Source organism: Cryptosporangium japonicum, assembly GCF_039524755.1.
Taxonomy (GTDB): Bacteria; Actinomycetota; Actinomycetes; order Mycobacteriales; family Cryptosporangiaceae; genus Cryptosporangium; species Cryptosporangium japonicum.
Genome location: NZ_BAAAGX010000033.1, coordinates 335,682 through 351,927, shown reverse-complemented (window position 1 = coordinate 351,927; position 16,246 = coordinate 335,682). Strand labels below are relative to the sequence as shown.

13 protein-coding genes are annotated in these 16,246 nt (G+C 71.3%); 6 read left to right on the top strand and 7 right to left on the bottom strand.

Annotation, left to right across the window (positions count from 1 at the left end; genetic code table 11):
- Positions 1 to 107 precede the first annotated feature (107 nt).
- The 5 genes from ABD437_RS37220 to ABD437_RS37200 form a co-directional block, all read right to left on the bottom strand.
- Entirely contained in the window at positions 108 to 1,460 is a 1,353-nt protein-coding gene (locus ABD437_RS37220; protein ID WP_344653660.1) for an NAD(P)/FAD-dependent oxidoreductase, read from the bottom strand.
- Positions 1,460 to 2,740, bottom strand: a complete 1,281-nt coding sequence (locus ABD437_RS37215) for a 4Fe-4S domain-containing protein (RefSeq protein ID WP_344653659.1) — start codon at positions 2,738 to 2,740, stop codon at positions 1,460 to 1,462. Before ABD437_RS37215 ends, ABD437_RS37220 begins: the two co-directional genes overlap by 1 nt.
- Before the next feature lie 166 nt (positions 2,741 to 2,906).
- The gene (locus tag ABD437_RS37210) at positions 2,907 to 4,244 is read right to left on the bottom strand and encodes a DUF1996 domain-containing protein (RefSeq protein WP_344653658.1); all 1,338 of its coding nucleotides are present in this window, start codon (positions 4,242 to 4,244) and stop codon (positions 2,907 to 2,909) included.
- Positions 4,241 to 4,795 (bottom strand): hypothetical protein, encoded by a 555-nt coding sequence (locus ABD437_RS37205; RefSeq protein WP_344653657.1) that lies wholly within the window; start codon positions 4,793 to 4,795, stop codon positions 4,241 to 4,243. The genes ABD437_RS37210 and ABD437_RS37205 overlap by 4 nt, the downstream gene beginning before the upstream one ends.
- 4 nt (positions 4,796 to 4,799) lie before the next feature.
- Positions 4,800 to 5,783: a DUF4142 domain-containing protein gene (locus tag ABD437_RS37200; protein WP_344653656.1), complete on the bottom strand. Its 984-nt coding sequence runs from the start codon at positions 5,781 to 5,783 to the stop codon at positions 4,800 to 4,802.
- Between the two features lie 275 nt (positions 5,784 to 6,058).
- Between ABD437_RS37200 and ABD437_RS37195 the strand changes: the two genes are divergently transcribed.
- The 5 genes from ABD437_RS37195 to ABD437_RS37175 all read left to right on the top strand — a co-directional run bounded on the left by ABD437_RS37195 (position 6,059) and on the right by ABD437_RS37175 (position 10,743).
- Positions 6,059 to 6,769: a hypothetical protein gene (locus ABD437_RS37195; RefSeq protein ID WP_344653655.1), complete on the top strand. Its 711-nt coding sequence runs from the start codon at positions 6,059 to 6,061 to the stop codon at positions 6,767 to 6,769.
- 186 nt (positions 6,770 to 6,955) lie between these two features.
- Positions 6,956 to 8,254 carry a CAP domain-containing protein gene (locus ABD437_RS37190; RefSeq protein WP_344653654.1) on the top strand — a complete coding sequence of 433 codons (1,299 nt, stop codon included), beginning with the start codon at positions 6,956 to 6,958 and terminating at the stop codon, positions 8,252 to 8,254.
- A gap of 349 nt (positions 8,255 to 8,603) precedes the next feature.
- On the top strand, positions 8,604 to 9,164 hold the full coding sequence (locus ABD437_RS37185) for a sigma-70 family RNA polymerase sigma factor (RefSeq protein ID WP_425558325.1): 561 nt from the start codon (positions 8,604 to 8,606) through the stop codon (positions 9,162 to 9,164).
- The gene (locus ABD437_RS37180) at positions 9,161 to 10,030 is read left to right on the top strand and encodes an anti-sigma factor family protein (protein WP_344653653.1); all 870 of its coding nucleotides are present in this window, start codon (positions 9,161 to 9,163) and stop codon (positions 10,028 to 10,030) included. The genes ABD437_RS37185 and ABD437_RS37180 overlap by 4 nt, the downstream gene beginning before the upstream one ends.
- Before the next feature lie 143 nt (positions 10,031 to 10,173).
- Positions 10,174 to 10,743 (top strand): hypothetical protein, encoded by a 570-nt coding sequence (locus ABD437_RS37175; RefSeq protein WP_344653652.1) that lies wholly within the window; start codon positions 10,174 to 10,176, stop codon positions 10,741 to 10,743.
- Between the two features lie 183 nt (positions 10,744 to 10,926).
- Here the strand turns inward: ABD437_RS37175 and ABD437_RS37170 are convergent, their stop codons facing one another.
- Positions 10,927 to 11,886: a P-type ATPase actuator domain-containing protein gene (locus ABD437_RS37170; RefSeq protein ID WP_344653651.1), complete on the bottom strand. Its 960-nt coding sequence runs from the start codon at positions 11,884 to 11,886 to the stop codon at positions 10,927 to 10,929.
- 241 nt (positions 11,887 to 12,127) lie between these two features.
- Here ABD437_RS37170 and ABD437_RS37165 point away from each other — a divergent pair, with 241 nt between their 5' ends.
- A complete protein-coding gene (locus ABD437_RS37165; protein WP_344653650.1) occupies positions 12,128 to 14,641 on the top strand; it encodes a DEAD/DEAH box helicase in 2,514 nt (837 codons plus the stop codon).
- A 24-nt stretch (positions 14,642 to 14,665) separates the two neighbouring features.
- Here ABD437_RS37165 and ABD437_RS37160 read toward each other — a convergent pair whose 3' ends face one another.
- Positions 14,666 to 16,246, bottom strand: coding sequence for a hypothetical protein (locus ABD437_RS37160; protein WP_344653649.1), 1,581 nt, complete (start codon positions 16,244 to 16,246; stop codon positions 14,666 to 14,668).

The following is a 16,246-nucleotide window of genomic DNA, read 5'->3' as shown; positions in this document are numbered from 1 at the left end:
CGAACGCCGGGGCGGGCGACACATCGATGACGGTTCGTACCGGGTGCCCGTCGGCAGGGACCACATCGATGCGTTGACACGCCGGCCGTCAGGCGGCCGGCCGCTGGTCAGCCCGTCGCCGCCAGACGACGGCCGTCGCGCGACAGGATCCCGGTGGGGACCTGCACCGGACGACGCGGCGCGGAGAGCTCGTAGCGCGGCTTCGCGTACAACAGCTCACGAGCCACCGTGACGAACTCCGACGGCGCGTTGATCGCCACGACGCCGACCAGGTCACGGCCGCGGTAGTGGCAGGTCAGGACGCCGTTGCGGGCGGTCTTCCGGTGCCCGGGACGACGCTCGAGGCGACGCACGTCGCTCTCGTCGGAGATGTCGCCGCAGACCTGGACGCGCAGTCCCAGCTGCTGCGACCAGTACCGGGGAAGCAGAATCGCCGGGTGGGTGGCCGCGTCACCGGCGAGCAGCGACCGCGCCGCCTGCTGGCCCTGCTCGAGCGCGGCGATCCACTGGCCGACCCGGCCGTTCTTGCCGTTCATCCAGTAGTTCGGCCACTTCGCGAGCGCGCCGGCCGCGACCACGCCCGGCACGACGTTGCCGTCGGTGTCCAGGACGCGCAGCGCGTCGTCGCAGATCACGCCGTCGGACGTGTCGATGCCGGTGCCTTCGAGCCAGGCGATCGAGGGCTTCTCACCAGCGGTCATCACGACCATGTCGGCGTTCACGCGGTCGCCGTTGTCGAGCGTCAGCTGCCACTTCTCGCCCATGCGGTCGGCGGCCTTCACGCGGCGGCCGAGGCGCATGTCGATGCCGTCCTCGATGTGCTCCTCGGTCATCAGCTCGGCGGCCGTCGCGTCCAGCACGCCGTTGAGGACGACGTTGCGCGGGTGGATGAGCGTGACGTTCTTGCCCATGCCGCGGATGCTGCAGGCGAGCTCGGTGCCGGTGAAACCGCCGCCGACGATCGCGATGTGCTCGGCGGTGCGCAGCCCGACCCGGATGCCCCAGGCGTCCTCGATGTCGTGGACGATGTGCGGGGTGGCGTGGCCGGACCACATGCTGTTGAGCGTCGGGCGGGCGCCGTTGGCGATCACCAGGCCGTCGAACCGGAAGCCCTCGCCGGTGTTGGCCCAGACGACCCGCTCGTTCATGTCACAGGCCACCGCGGTGCGCCCGAGGCTCCAGTTGATCTCCCAGCGCTTGTCGGTGACGCCGATCCGGGCGTCCTTGGGGCGCTGGGTGCCGGTGATGAGGCCCTTGGAGCAGGCCGGCCGGTCGTAGGAGCCGCCGGGGTCCTGGCAGAGCAGCTGGATCTGACCGCGGAAGCCCAGGCGCCGCAGCTCCTCGCCCGCTGCGGTACCGGCGGGGCCACCGCCGACGATCAGGATCCGATCGGCCGGCCCCAGGTTCGCCAGTGACTTCTGGGGCGCGAGGCGGGAGATGTTTGCCGCTCGCCTCTGCATCACTTACCTCCTCGGGGGCGGAGCCCCGTGACGTTGTTGAACTGGCCGGTGTTGTCCCTGCGTTCCGGTCGGTTGGGTACCGACCGCAGCGGGGGCGGAGGCGGGGGGTTCACGGGCTGACCGTGTCGCCGGCCGGGGCCACCGGGAGGGAACGGTCCGAGCCGGCCGGTGGGCCGCGGCGCACCGGGTCCGCTGGACGCGCCGGCCGGGACCGGCATCGGACCGGACGGCTGGGACGGTGCCGCCGGGCTGGTCGGCATGTCCGGAACGACCCGGGGGCCGGGGGTGGGCACGTCCGGAACGGCACGCGGGCCGTCGACCGGGGACACCGGCGCGATGTGCGGCACCACGGTGGTCTCCCGGTTGTCGCTGGGGACGCCGGGCGCGTAGTCCTGACCGGGGCCGGTCGTGGGGCCGATGTTGACCTTCGGCCCGGCGCTCTCGGCGCCCGGGGGGATCGTCAGGTCGAACGGGACGCCGGGGCCGGTCATCGTGATGGCACGGGCCGGGCAGATCTTGACCGCGTTGTAGACCTTGTCGACCTCGTGCGGCTCGACCGTCGTGCGGTAGGCCAGGCGGCCGGTGTGCTGGAGCTTGAAGACCTCCGGCGCCTCGTGCTCGCAGAACCCGAACCGGGCGCAGACGTGGGGGTCGACGTTGACGGTCGTGGTGTTGACCCGCTTCTCGTGCAGCCCGACCGCGACCGTCTCCAGCCGCTTGCCGTACTTGTTCGGGCCGACCGCCAGCCAGAAGCCGGTGGCGATCACCCAGGACGCGATGACGGCCCAGGTGACCAGGCCCTTGACCTCGGAGCCGGTGAAGACCAGGTGCGCCGCGGTGACCGTGTAGGCCGCGTAGGCGGTGGAGTGGAGCATCCGCCAGCGCGCGTGTCCGAGCCGGCGCTGCACCGGCACCGAGAGCGCGATCGCGATGAACATCTCCATGCAGAGCGTGCCCAGCCCGACGCCGATCGGCTTGGTCGGGTTGATGAACGGAATGAACTCGTCGATCACGCGCACGTACGTGCCGGGAGCCGCCAGCTGCGCCAGACCGTGGACGATGCCGAGCGCGAGCCCGCCGATCGCGAACGACATGTGCAGGTTCTTCAGCGATGCGTGCTTGATCCACGGCAGCGACCAGGAGCGGCCGAGCGCGGTGCCCATCAGGATGCTGATCCACAGTGCGATCGTGGAAGCGAATCCCACAGCCGCCGCGACTACGTGCACAGCGGCCGCGGCCGCGGCGTCCTCAGCGGATGCCGCCAGCAGGGCGGGTTCCATTCACGTCCTCCTCGTAGTTCCACCGGCCGTCGCGCATCTGCGTCCCTGCAAAGAGTCCGGCCGATCGGACGGGCGTCCGATCGGCCGGTGCTCCCGATCCCCTCGGGATGCGCACCGTCCTATCCGTGTGACGGGTGAGGCGGCGCGCCGGTTCAGAGGTTTTTTCTCAGCAGCGGCGACCCGTGTTGATGCACTGGACGACGCGGTTCATCAGACCCTCGTCCATGACGTTGATGAAGTCGTCGTGGTCGTTGATCGGCTTGTGCAGCTGCTCCGGGAATCCGTCGACAGCGAAGTTCGGACCGGCCGGGACGTTGTAGGTCAGCGTCATGGTCAGCTGCGGGATCGCCTTGAAGCCGGCCGGGCAGGCGCCCGTGCGCGGGTCCGAGAAGGCGACGTGCGAGCGGTGGTTGGCGCTGTCGGCGTTCACGCCGTCCCAGCAGTTCTGGAACGCGAACGTACGCTGCATCCCCCGGCCGCCCGGGCAGAGCGGGTACTTGTCGGTCGTGATCCGGTTGGTGAACCCGGAGCAGGTGAAGTGCGCGTTCGCGTTGCCGCCACCGTTGGTGAAGGCCTTCGCGTCACCGGTGATGATGCGCAGGAACTTCGGCATGGCCACGACCTTCTGGGTCGGGTTGCCCTTGTACTGGATGGTGAACTTCGGGGTGAGCGGAGCGCCCTCGTTCAGGTCCTCTTCCAGCTCGTTGGTGAAGCGCTGGGGGGTGTCCTTGGTGATGTCGCGGACGACCGGCCAGTAGTACGTGGACTTGTCGCCGTTGGTGCAGGTGGTACCGCCGGCGGCGAGGCTCTCGTCGGTCGACTTGCCGCTGGTGGTCGTGTTGCCGGCGTACTCGTGCAGGTGGTGGGCACCGTTGTCGACACCCGGCGCGACGATCACGTTGTCGGAGTTGAAGCCGTTGGGGTTGATGCTGCAGTTCACGCGGAACGAGCCCCGCGAGCCGTTCCGGTTGCCCCGCGGAGCGGCCTGCTGGTTCGGACGGACCTGGCGGATGTCGATGAAGTCCGAGGCGACCGGGCCGCGGGCCGGCTCGGCCTCTTCGCCGCCGTCGCCCTCTTCGCCCTCACCGTTGCCGTCGCCCTGGCCGTTGCCGTTGCCCTGACCGTCGCCGTTGCCCTGGCCATCCCCGTTGCCCTGGCCGTCGCCGTTGCCCTGGCCGTCGCCGTTGCCCTGGCCGTCGCCGTTGCCCTGGCCCTCGGTGGCGCTCGGGTCGGCGCTCGCGCTCTCGTCCGGGTCCTCGGAGTTGGCCGGGTCGGCGGTGGAGGAGGCCTGCGGGTTGCCGCTCTGCGTCGGCTTGCCGTGGCCGTGACCCCACTTCTGTCCGGCCCACTTCCAGCTCTGCTGACCGCCCCGGTCGCCGCGCATACCGGCCGACGCGGTGCCAACCCCGAGGGCCACCACCATCGTCGTCACGACCGCCATGATGATCAGCGATCGGCGACGGAACTGGTTGGGGGGCCGCTTGTGCCTCTTGGGTCCAGTCATGCGGGTGTTGTCTCCTCGGTTGGGGTCGGCAGGTTTGCTCGGGTCTGCCGACCAGGTCGGTTCACAGGCCCCTCATACGTCTCGCCCTCACTACGCTGCGCGGGCGAATCCGGTTCAACGCGATCGGCGCTGTAGACCAGCCGGAGCGCGGTGCGCGCCCGGTGTCGTCCACCGTTTCCGCTGCTCAGCGGCGTACGGCGGGCGGAATATTCACGTCCGGCAATGGCCGGAGATTCAGGATTTTCGTACTGTTCCGCAGTGGACCCAGCATTTTCTGGCCACTCAGCGTCACTATCGGCCGCGTGGCGCGGTGCGGGGACCGCTGCTCGCCGGGACTCGACGGCGAGCATGCTCGCGGCCCAGGCCCGGGCGTCCAGGTGGTCCGGAACCGGCCCGTCGTCCAGGCAGGCTTCCTCGACCCAGTCGTCGTGCATCCAGGAGTCGTCCGGGCGGGCCACGGTCTGCACGCGGGCCACGCCGATCCAGGCACCGGCTTCGCGGGGTATCCGCGACCGGGTGCGCCAGGACTCAGGATCTCTGAACTCGTTCATCGGATTACGCTCCTCGGCGGATCCGGCGGACGCTGACGAGGCCGATGAGCCCGGCGGCGGCCAGCATCGCGACGATTGCCATGGTTCGCATGCCCGGGGAACTCTCGGAGAGGCCGCCCGAACCGCTGGTGGACGACGCCTGGGAGAGAACCGGGGCCGGCAGGTCGTCGAACGCGACCAGGCCGGTGCTCTCCAGCAGCGTCATGTGCCGCATGACGACGGTGTTCGCCGTCTGGGCGTACGCCCGGATGATCGGGTTGCGGGTACCGGTCCGCACCTGGGCGATGATGTTGAAGACCGTGCCGTGCGCGGCACGCAGCCGGTCGGCGAACAGTCGGTCGTAGTCCGCGCCGCTCGCCTTGGACAGCTCGGCCATCCAGCCCTGCTGCAGCTCCGAGGGCGTGCTCGGCAGGACGACGTCGAGGTCGGCGGCCAGTTTGCGCACCGAGTCGTCGAGCTTGCGGTGGTCGGCGGCCAGCTGCCGTCCGACGGCCTTCACGATCGGGCTCTCGGCCTTCTGCTGGGCCTGCTCACCCGACGGGATCTCCCAGAGGCCGGCCTGCCGCACCTTGATCAGGAGCTGCTTGTCGGCCTCGGTGAGCGGGATCGACCGCGCGGTGGCCAGATCGGGGTTCGGCGGCAACGGCTCCGGGCTGGCGCTGGTGACGACCGGGTCGGTCGCCTGGTCCTTGGTGGTGTCCCGGACGTCGCCGGTGCCGGCGGCGGGGGTGTCGGTGCCGTCGCCCTCCTCCGCCGCCGGGACGGCGGCGGGGTTGCCCTGGCCGGTCCGCAGCGCGGGGGTGCCGACGCCGGGTTCGGCGGCCTGCGCCGCCGCTCCGGGCCACCATCCGAGGGAGGTGGCGCCGAGCGCGATCGAACCCGCCGCGATCAGCGCGACGAAAAGAGTTAGTGATCGACCGGGCAGGGCATCGGCGACGGTGCGCTGCACCCGCCGGTTACCCGGTGCGTTGTCGTTACGACCGGTCATCGACCGCTCCCGAACGTCTGGAAGTAACAGGGGTCCCAGGGCGTCCCGGGTTTCCCCGGGGACTCGTTCAGCGCGACGAGGGTGGGCGCCGACCAGTTCAGCGCGGATCGATCGTTAATCCGGAGATAAAGTTCGGCTGACCCGGGGTTAATGGGACGGCCGTCGTCAGCAACTTTCTCCGTTGTTTATGAACCGGCGATGAGCGTCGTCCGTGTTTTCGATCGCGCGGCTCAGCCGGCCGCGTGCTACCCCGACGCCACTGGGAGACCAGGACGATGAACGCGAGCATCCGCTCGGTCACGACACGCTCCGCCCTCGCGGCCGCTGGGCTGCTCACGGCCCTGGCGTTGACCGCGTGCGGCTCGACGTACGACGGCGCAGCGCAGAACACCGCCGCCACCGGGGCGCCGGCACCTGCGACCGCCGACGTCGCCCCGCCGGCGGACGAGGTCATTCCGAAGACCACGGAATCGGAGGGCGGTGACACCGCGGCCGGCGGCGACGCCGGTGCCTCCTCGGCCGACGTCGGTAAGAAGCCCACGACGCTCAAGCGCACGCGCACGAAGAAGATGGGTGACGTCGTCACCGACGAGCGCGGGTGGATTCTCTACCGCTTCGACAACGACAAGCCGAAGCCGCCGAAGTCCGCCTGTGACGGTGACTGCGCGAAGGTGTGGCCGCCGGTCGTCGCCGGTGACCAGAAGCTCGTCGGGCTGGACGCGGCCAAGGTGGGCGAGGTGACCCGCAAGGACGGGACGAAGCAGGTCACGCTGGGCGGCTGGCCGCTCTACTACTACCTGGGCGACAAGAAGCCCGGCGACTGGACCGGGCAGAACGTGGGCAAGGTGTGGTTCGCGGTGTCGCCCGACGGCACCAAGAACGTGACCTGCCTCCCGGAGAACCCGCCGGCTCCGCCGAAGCCGCCCGCGGACGACGCCGCCCAGAGCGACGACGCGGGCGCGGGAGATGGTGAATACACCTACTGACGGGTGGGGAACCACCCCATCACTGTCGGAGTTCGCCCTGGCGGCTCGCACCCGGTGCTAGTGCGGACTCCGGCCCAGCCCACCCGATCGCCGACTCGGATCGCGGTCGGGTGGGCCACTGGTCCGGTGTCGCCACCGCTGGGCCGGACGAGAAAGTCCGCGGGGGCGGAAGGGGAACAAGCTCAAATGGCGCGCAAAAACATGTGGTCGGCGTCCGCCGCGGTGGGGGACGCCGAACTCCGGGGTCTTCCGGAGGGGTACGCGCCTGAGCGTGACGGCACGATCGAGCTCCCGCGCGCGATGCCGGGCCCGTCGTCCGGTGTGTACACGGTGGGCCGGCTGGGCGGTGCGCACCGCAAGAGCGACAAGCCGGGCCGGCAGGTGGACCCGACGGCCGGCCGATCGAGCCGCTCCGGACGCGCGAACCGCGACAGCAGCCAGGACACCGGCGAGTGGACCAGCATCTGGCCCGACGAGCAGCCCACCGTTTCCCGGGCGATGCCGCAGCCGCGGCCGTCGCAGTCACCGCACGACACCGGCACCTACGGCTACGTCCAGGCCGAACCCGGCTACGACCGGGGCCCGTCCGGCTACGACGCCGGCCCGGCGGCGTACGACCGCGGCCCGTCGGGTTACGACCGGGGCCCCTCCGGCTACGACGCGGGCCCGTCGGGTTACGACCGGGGAGCGGGTGCGCGTCCGGTTCCGACCAGTCCGGCCGGGCGTCCGGCCCCCCAGGGGCGGCCGGTCTCGAGCAGCCGGCCGGTGTCGAGCAGCCGCCCGACGTCCGGGTCGCGCACGGGCCAGCGCCGGGCCGGTGGGGAGCGCCGCGCGAAGGCCGGCTCGCGCCGGAGACCCTCGCGCCCGATGCGCTACACCGGGGCCCGCCGCAAGTTCTCCAGCTGGGCCCCGCTCGCCGGTGGTGTGCTGATGCTCGTCCTCGTGCTGGGCGCGACGATGCTCGCCGAGCGGGACCGCTACACCGGCAACTCCAGCACCGCGCAGGGCACCGCCTCGGCGAGTCTCCCGGCCGCCGGGGCGAACCAGCCCCCGAAGGCCGACGCGGCCACCGCGCAGGCCGCCGAGGCCGTCGCCACCGCGATCAACAAGGACCTCGACGACCTGGGCTGCGGCCGCGTCGAGGTCGACCAGACCCTGGTGGCGTACGCGGGTGACCACGTCGACGACATGCTGACCCGCAACTACTTCAACACCACGACGCCGGACGGCGACACCTCGATCCAACGGGTGAAGAGCGTCGGGTACGACGGGACGAAGGTCGTGGAGTCCGTCGTCGCCGGTGCCGGTAATCCGGCCGAGGCGGCCCGCGCCGCGTTTCCGGCTCCGGACACCGCCACCAACCTCCCGGCGACCGTCAAAGTGGTGTCCGGAGGCAAGCTGAGCTGCGGTTGGACCAAGGTAGGGGCGCAGGCACGGATGAACACCAAGAGCGTCGCGTACTGGTCGATCGTGCTCGGGCAGTGACCCGGGTGGCCGCCTGCGAAGACAGGGAGGGGTTTGTTGCCGGTTCCGGTCCGCATTACGTTGTGGCTCCGGTTGACTGGCTCCTGCCGTTGACCGTCCGCGTCGCCGAGAAAGTCTTCGGTTCGCCCTGAACCGGCTCTCGACGACGCACGTGTGAGAGTTGGGGTTCGTGCGACCCGATAAAGGATCACGGTCGGAGGCGTCAGTGCACATCGCTGTTCCCGCTCCTCGGCTACCCGGAGCGGCAGTACCGCCAAGCGGTCGGATGTTCGGTGGACCCGACGTCCGGCAACGCACTGCGTCGGGACCCCGGGACGGAGTAGCCGCCGGACCAGGACACGCTCAGCCGGTGAACGGCGCGGCGCGCGCCGACCGGGGGCCGTCCGGCCGTCAGCTGCCACCGGCCCAAGGTGAGGAGCTGATCCGGCAGATCTACGTGGAACACGGTCGGGCGCTCCTGGCGTACGCGACCCGCCTCACGGGTGACGCCGCGGCCGCCGAGGACGTCGTCCAGGAGACGCTGGTCCGTGCCTGGAAGCACGGTGAAGCGCTTTCTGACGGATCCCGGTCAGTTCGGGGCTGGTTGCTCACGGTCGCGAGGAACATCGTCACCGACCGGGCCCGCGCCCGCCGGGCTCGGCCGACCGAGGTCGCCGAGAACCCCGCGACCCCGCCGATGGAACGGGACCACTCCGACGGGGTGGTCGACACGATGGTGGTTCTCGATGGCCTGGGAACCCTCTCCGCCGAGCATCGGCGGGTACTGATCGAGGTTTATTACCGTGGACGGACGACCGCAGAGGCTGCCGAGGTGCTCGGCGTGCCCGCCGGCACCGTCAAGTCCCGGACGTACTACGCGCTGCGGGCTTTACGCTCCGCGCTCGGAGATGTAGTGGGGGTGACACGATGACCGAGATGCAATGCCGCGAATTGGTCGGGGCGTACGCGGTAGGAGCGCTCGAGCCACCAGAGGCGGCCCGGCTGGCCGACCATCTGCTGTCGTGCACCCGCTGCCGGCACGAGCTCGACGAAGCCGAGGAGACCGCCGCGATCATGGCGGCCGTGCCGCCCGAGGCGTTCATCGACGAGCCGGCCGACCCGAACGACGCGATCTTCATGCGTGCGCTGCACGACATCCGCCTCGAGGCGTTCGAGCAGGCCGGTCCGCCGCCCCGCCAGGAGGCCGGGCCGCAGCTGCGCTCGGTGCCGGGCGGACGGCAGGACAGCTTCCCGGGTTACTCCGGGCAGAAGGCCCGCTCGCACCGGCGTCGGCCCCGCGCGGGCAGCGCCAGCCAGCAGCGTCGTCACCTCGCGTTCGCCGGTGCGGCGGCCGCGGCGGTGCTGGTGCTCGGCGGTGGCGTCCTGATCGGATCGGGCCTCGGTGACTCCGACGAGGGTGGCACCCGGACCAACCCGGTCGCGAAGCAGACCCAGGGGACGAGCCAGCCCGCCGATCCCGGGATCGGCTCGGCGAACCTCCCCGGCCTCAAGGGCGAGAACCCCACCACCAAGGCGACGCTCAAGGTCGACGTCAGCTCGGCCGCCAGCGGCTACCTGCGCCTCGACCTGGAGGGCACCGGGCTGCCGGCCGGCCAGGACGTCGAGATCGTCGCGTCGGACTCGGTGGGTGCTCCGACCGTCGTCGACACGGTGAAGGTCAGTGCGTCCGGTGTGCTGGACGAGATCAAGTCGGTGAAGATGGCGCCGACCGAGCTGACCACGGTCACGCTCCGGACCACGGCCGGCGAGACGTTGGTGACCGCCAAGAGTTCCTAGGCCGGGTGGCGACTCTCCTCGGGTTGTGGGGATCGGTGGGGCGTCGCGACCCTTCAGTGAGCCCCGCATCGTTTTCGGAAGCGATGCGGGGCTCACTTGTTTTCCGCGTTGAACCACCGTGGGCCGCGAACCGTCTGGGAAGTATGAGCCGACCGCAGTCGACGTACCCCCACCAGCAGGCCGGTCGCCCGCCTGCCGATTCCTACTCGGACCGGTCCTACCCGGGCTACGGCTCCGACGACCAGGACCCCCCGGGCCGCTACCCGGGCAACGGCCGGAACGCCCCGGGCGCCCCGAAGTCCTCGAAGCGCAAAGCCATCATCGCGACCGTCGCGGCGGCCGTGGTCGGTGGTTCCCTGCTGGGGCTCGGCGGCGCCGAGTGGTGGAGCAGTCGCGACTCCGGGCCGAAGACCGCGCCGGTCCTCTCGCTGGAGCAGATCGCCGACAAGGTCGGCTGTGAGCCGACGAGCATTCGGAAGAGCAGCGACTTCTCGCAGGGCGTCTGCGATCTCGGGTCGACGCGCACGACGATCCTGACGTTCGAGTCGAACCAGAAGATGCTCGACTGGATCGAGGCGGCCGAGGGGTACGGCGGCGCCTACCTGGTCGGCACGAAGTGGCTGGTGACCTCGAACAAGGCCGAGACGCTCGACCCGCTCGTCAAGAAGCTCGGTGGTGGGCAGATCATGCTCGACTCCCACTACCAGGACTGATACCTCCGGTCGGACTACCCGCGTCGCCCTGATCGGGCGGCGCGGGTTCTTTCGTGTGCGTGCTTTCCGGTGCTGCGTGCTTTTCCGGTACGGGAAACCACCCCCGAAAAGCCGAACGCGCGAGCCCCCGAGGGGTGCTCGCGTCGCGTCCAGAGGAAGGTGTGTAGTTGGGTCGTGCGGGCGTCAGCGGCCGCAGGAGCGGGTCCAGCGCCGCGCGCTGCGGGCGGCTCGCGCGGGGCGCGGACCGAGCACCAGCGGGCGGGAACCGATCGCCGGGCGGGCGACGGCGGGCAGCGTGGGTTCGGGCGCGGTCGTCTCGACCGACAGCGGCTTGGGCAGCGTCCGGGACGGCGGCGCCGCCGACGGGAGCCAGGGTATGCCGGCGGGGGCGGCCGATTCCGTGGCTCTGGCGGCGCGGCGGTCGGCACCCGCGCCCAGGCCACCGCGGCGGCCGAGGCCACCGGGCCGGCGCGCGCTGCGGGCCCGGCCCAGCGCGCCGCGCTGCGCGGACGTGATCCGGTTGAGCGTCGCGCGGCCGATCACGGTCAGCGGGCCGGTGGCCACGACCACCGCGGTTCCCGCGCCGTGGACGATGCGGCTGCCGGCGTGCACCATCGAGCGACGGTCGGCGACCGGGGTCCAGCCACTGCCCACCGGGGCGACGCACCGGGAGGAGGCGAGCTCACCGCCGGTCAGCGGCTCCTCGTCCACCCGCAGTTCGACGACGTCGAGCAGGCGCGCGTCGGCGGGCACCAGGTCACCCTGGGCGAGCAGGACGATGTCGCCGGGCACCAGGTCGACGGCGTGGACGGTCAGCACCCGGTCCGAGCGCAGGACGCGGGCCATGAACTGCTCGCGGACCTGCTCGGTCGCGCTCTCCGCCTCGGAGCGGCGGCCGAGCAGCGTGTCGACGAAGGCACGCAGCCGGGGCCAGCGCTCCTGGCTCAGCGCGGTGGTCTCCTCGGTGCCCGGCTCGACGACGTTCGGGCCGAGCGCGCCGCGCCGACGCGCCGCCTCCTCCAGCGTGAGCCCGGTCAGCGGGTTGACGTCGAAGCGGCGGACGACCTCCTCGTGGGAGTAGGCCCACGGGTGAACCGACACCGGTCCGCGCGTCTCGGCGCTGGCCTTCACTGCTGGGCGCATGGCCGTCTCCTGTCCAAGCTTTCGGGTTGGGCACCTGGGTGACGCTGATCAACGACCCTGCGGCGGCTGACCTTAAGTTCGGCTTTGCGTTTCCTGTTTGGGAGGACGGCTCCTCTCGGGGGTTGGTTCAAAGCTCATGGGACTACGTTGACGATGTTTTGGAAGGGGCGGGTGTGACTGGTGGGACCAGGCGCACCCCGGCGTGGCCGTCACCGCCGCGACCGGGCACGATAGGGGTGCGATGACGCTCACCGACCTGCTCCCACAGACACCCGACGCCGACGAGATCTTCGAGGCCTTCGCGGGCTGGGCGGAGAAACAGGGCCTGACGCTCTACCCGCACCAGGAAGAGGCGCTCATCGAGATCGTCTCGGGCGCGAACGTCATCCTCTCCACGCCCACCGGGTCGGGGAAGAGCATGGTCGCCACCGGGGCGCACTTCGCGGCGCTGGCCACCGGGAAGCGCACGTACTACACCGCGCCGATCAAGGCGCTGGTCTCGGAGAAGTTCTTCGCGCTCTGCGACGTGTTCTCCCCGTCGCAGGTCGGGATGCTGACCGGCGACGCGTCGGTGAACGCCGACGCCCCGATCATCTGCTGCACGGCCGAGATCCTCGCCAACATCGCGCTGCGCGACGGCGCCGCGGCCGACGTCGGCCAGGTCGTGATGGACGAGTTCCACTTCTACGCCGAGCCCGACCGCGGATGGGCCTGGCAGGTGCCGCTGATCGAGCTGCCGCAGGCCCAGTTCCTGCTGATGTCGGCGACGCTCGGCGACGTCACGCGGTTCGTCGACGACCTCAGCCGGCGCACCGGTCGCTCGACCGCGGTGGTGAGCAACGCCGAGCGTCCGGTTCCGCTGTTCTACGAGTACGTCACGACGCCGCTCCACGAGACCCTGACAGAACTGTTGGAAACCCGACAGGCGCCGATCTACGTGGTGCACTTCACCCAGGCCGCGGCGCTCGAACGGGCACAGGCCCTGATGAGCGTCAACGTCTGCACGCGCGCGGAGAAGGACGCGATCGCGTCGGCGATCGGGAACTTCCGGTTCAGCACCGGCTTCGGGAAGACGCTGTCGCGGCTGGTGAGGCACGGCATCGGCGTGCACCACGCGGGCATGCTGCCCAAGTACCGGCGGCTGGTCGAGACGCTCGCCCAGGCCGGGCTGCTGAAGGTGATCTGCGGCACCGACACGCTCGGTGTCGGCATCAACGTGCCGATCCGGACGGTGTTGTTCACCGGCCTGTCCAAATACGACGGGGTTAAGGTCCGGCTCCTGAAGGCCCGGGAGTTCCACCAGATCGCCGGTCGGGCCGGCCGGGCCGGGTACGACACCGTCGGCACCGTCGTCGTGCAGGCGCCGGAACACGTGGTCGAGAACGAGCGTGCGCTGGCCAAGGCCGGCGACGACCCGAAGAAGCGGCGCAAGGTCGTGAAGAAGAAGCCGCCGGAGGGGTCGGTCGGGTACGGCAAGCCCACCTACGAGCGGCTGATCGCGGCTGAACCGGAGCCGCTGACGTCGTCGTTCGCCGTGTCGCACGCGATGCTGCTCAACGTGATCGGGCGGCCGGGCGACGCGTTCGCCGCGATGCGCCACCTGCTCACCGACAACCACGAGGACGCCGCCGCGCAGCGCAAGCACATCCGCCGGGCGATCGCGATCTACCGGGCGTTGCTCGCCGGCGGAGTGGTGGAGAAGCTCGACTCGCCCGACGCCGAGGGGCGCTCGGTGCGGCTCACGATCGACCTGCAGGAGGACTTCGCGCTCAACCAGCCGCTGTCGCCGCTCGCGCTGGCCGCCATCGAGCTGCTCGACCGCGAGTCGCCGTCGTACGCCCTGGACGTCGTGTCGGTGATCGAGTCGACGCTCGACGACCCGCGCCAGGTGCTCTCGGCCCAGCAGTTCAAGGCCCGCGGCGAGGCCGTCGCGCAGATGAAGGCCGACGGGCTCGAGTACGACGCGCGGATGGAGGCCCTGGAGGACGTCACCTACCCGAAGCCGCTGGTGGAGCTGCTCTCGGCGGCGTACGAGACGTACCGGCGCGGACACCCGTGGGTGGCCGACTACGAGCTCTCGCCGAAGTCGGTCGTGCGTGACATGTACGAGCGGGCGATGACGTTCACCGAGTACGTGTCGTTCTACTCGCTGGGGCGCTCGGAAGGCCTGGTGCTGCGTTACCTGGCCGACGCGTACCGGGCGATCCGGCAGACCGTGCCCGGCGAGGCGCGCACCGAGGACCTCACCGACCTGATCGAGTGGCTCGGCGAACTCGTGCGCCAGGTCGACTCGTCGCTGATCGACGAGTGGGAGCGGTTGACGTCGCCGGCCGACGAACTGGCCGAGGTGGCGCCGATCGAGTCGACGCCGGTGGCCGTGACCCGCAACACCAGGGCGTTCCGCGTGCTGGTGCGCAACGCGCTGTTCCGGCGGGTGGAGCTGGCCGCGCTGCGCAACTGGTGGGAGCTGGGCGAGCTGGACTCGGCGTCCGGGTGGGACACCGAGGCCTGGGACGAGGCGATGACGCCGTACTTCGAGGAGTACGCGTCGATCGGCACCGGCCCGGACGCGCGTGGCCCGGCGCTGCTCTCGATCTCCGAGGAGGCCGGGTTGTGGCTGGTGCGCCAGACGTTCGACGACCCGGCCGGTGACCGGGACTGGGGCATCTCGGCGACCGTCGATCTGTCGGCCTCGGACGAGGCCGGGGTCGCGGTGATCGAGGTGACGTCGGTGGGCCCGCTCACCGCGGAGTGAACTAGCCGCCTGGGGGTGGGGCGCTCATCGGGGGGTGAGGTAGCCCTGTAGGTGGTGGAAAACGGTGGCTTGCCGGATGTCGTCGGTCGGGACCTCGATCAGGCGGCCGCCGGCCGGGTTGTAGACGAGCAACGTGTCCGTGTCATGGGCGACGGCGAGCAGGTAGTGCGCCGGATAGGTGTTGCCGACCAGTAACGGCACCGGGTGGCCGGCGTCGACCGCGGTGAGGATGTTCCTGGTGGCCGCGGAGAGCTCGCGCGGGTTCGTGTCGTCGGTCCAGTGGAACGCGTACCGGGTGCCGGTCTCGGCGGCCAGACCTCGCTCCATGCCCCACGGTGAGGTGCCGAGCGCCTCGGGCCAGATCGGGTTGGTGCGGCCGTGCAGGCGGCGCTGTTCCTCCCGGAACGACTCGGGATCCTTCGTGATCTCGAGCGTGTAGACGGGGTCGGCGAGCGCGCGGGCGACCACGATCGAGGTCGTGCCGCAGGTGGTGCCGTCGGTCTGGGCGAACGGCTGCCCGGCGAACGTGACCGGGCCGCGCCGGGCCGGATCGAGCACCGAGAGGTGCTCGCGGAGCCAGGTGGGGTTGTGGCCGCGGATCTGCTCGGCGAACGCGGTGACGGTGGCGATGTCGTGGCCGGCGGCCAGCGCTTTCCAGAGGTAGGCGCGTTCGAGCGGGCTCGCGGCCGCGGCCAGCGTGTGCTCGAAGGCCGCCCGCTCGATGGCGGTGAGGGCGGCGCGGCGCCGGTTCGCGCGGAGCAGCTGCCACGGTGGCAGGACACCGAGATCGGTCGGCCACCCGGCCCCACCACCCACGGCCGGCCCACCGGCACCCGACGACCCCGGGGCGCCCGCATCGGCGGGCGACGACCCCGGGGCGCCCGGATCGGCGGGCGACGACCCCGGGGCGCCCGGATCGGTGGCGCCGGGGTTGGCGGGTCGTGCGTCCACGGCGGCCAGGGTGACCGCGTCGGCGGGGTGGGCGTCGACGGCGGACGCGCGGGCCCGGGCGGTGACGTCGCCGAGCCGGGCGATCAGCGTGTCGGCGGCGGTCAGGCCGCGCCGGTAGATCTCCCCGAACCCGCTGATCAACTCCCTGGCCGTGGTCGCGAGCTCGTCGAGCGCACGCACGTCGAGCGCGCGGACGCTGCGCCCGAACAGCTCGACGTGCGTGGCGTCGTGCCAGGCGGCGGCGAGTCGGGAGCGCAGCTCGCGGTGCTCGGCCCGGAGCTCGGCGCTGGTGGCGGCGTAGCCGGTGAGCGCGTCGGCCGCGGCGTCGAACGCCGGGCGGACCGAACCGACCAGGTGCGCGGTGGCGATCGTGGTCTCGGCGGCGGAGGCGAACGCGCTGCCGGTCCACGCGGCCGGGAGCCGCCCGCGGGCGAGTTCGGCGGCGTCGGCGGCGACCGGATCGGTGTCAGCGGCGGCCCGGCGGAAGGCCGCGGCGAGGTCGGCGAGCTTCTCCGGGTCGCCGCCGGGAGGGTCGGACACCGTGGCGAGCACCGTGCCGAGCGTGCGTACCAGTGCGGCGGGGCCGAGCCGCCCGAGTGCGGACCCCAGGCGGTGCAGGATGGCTCCGACCTGCGCGTAGTCCCGAATGGCCAC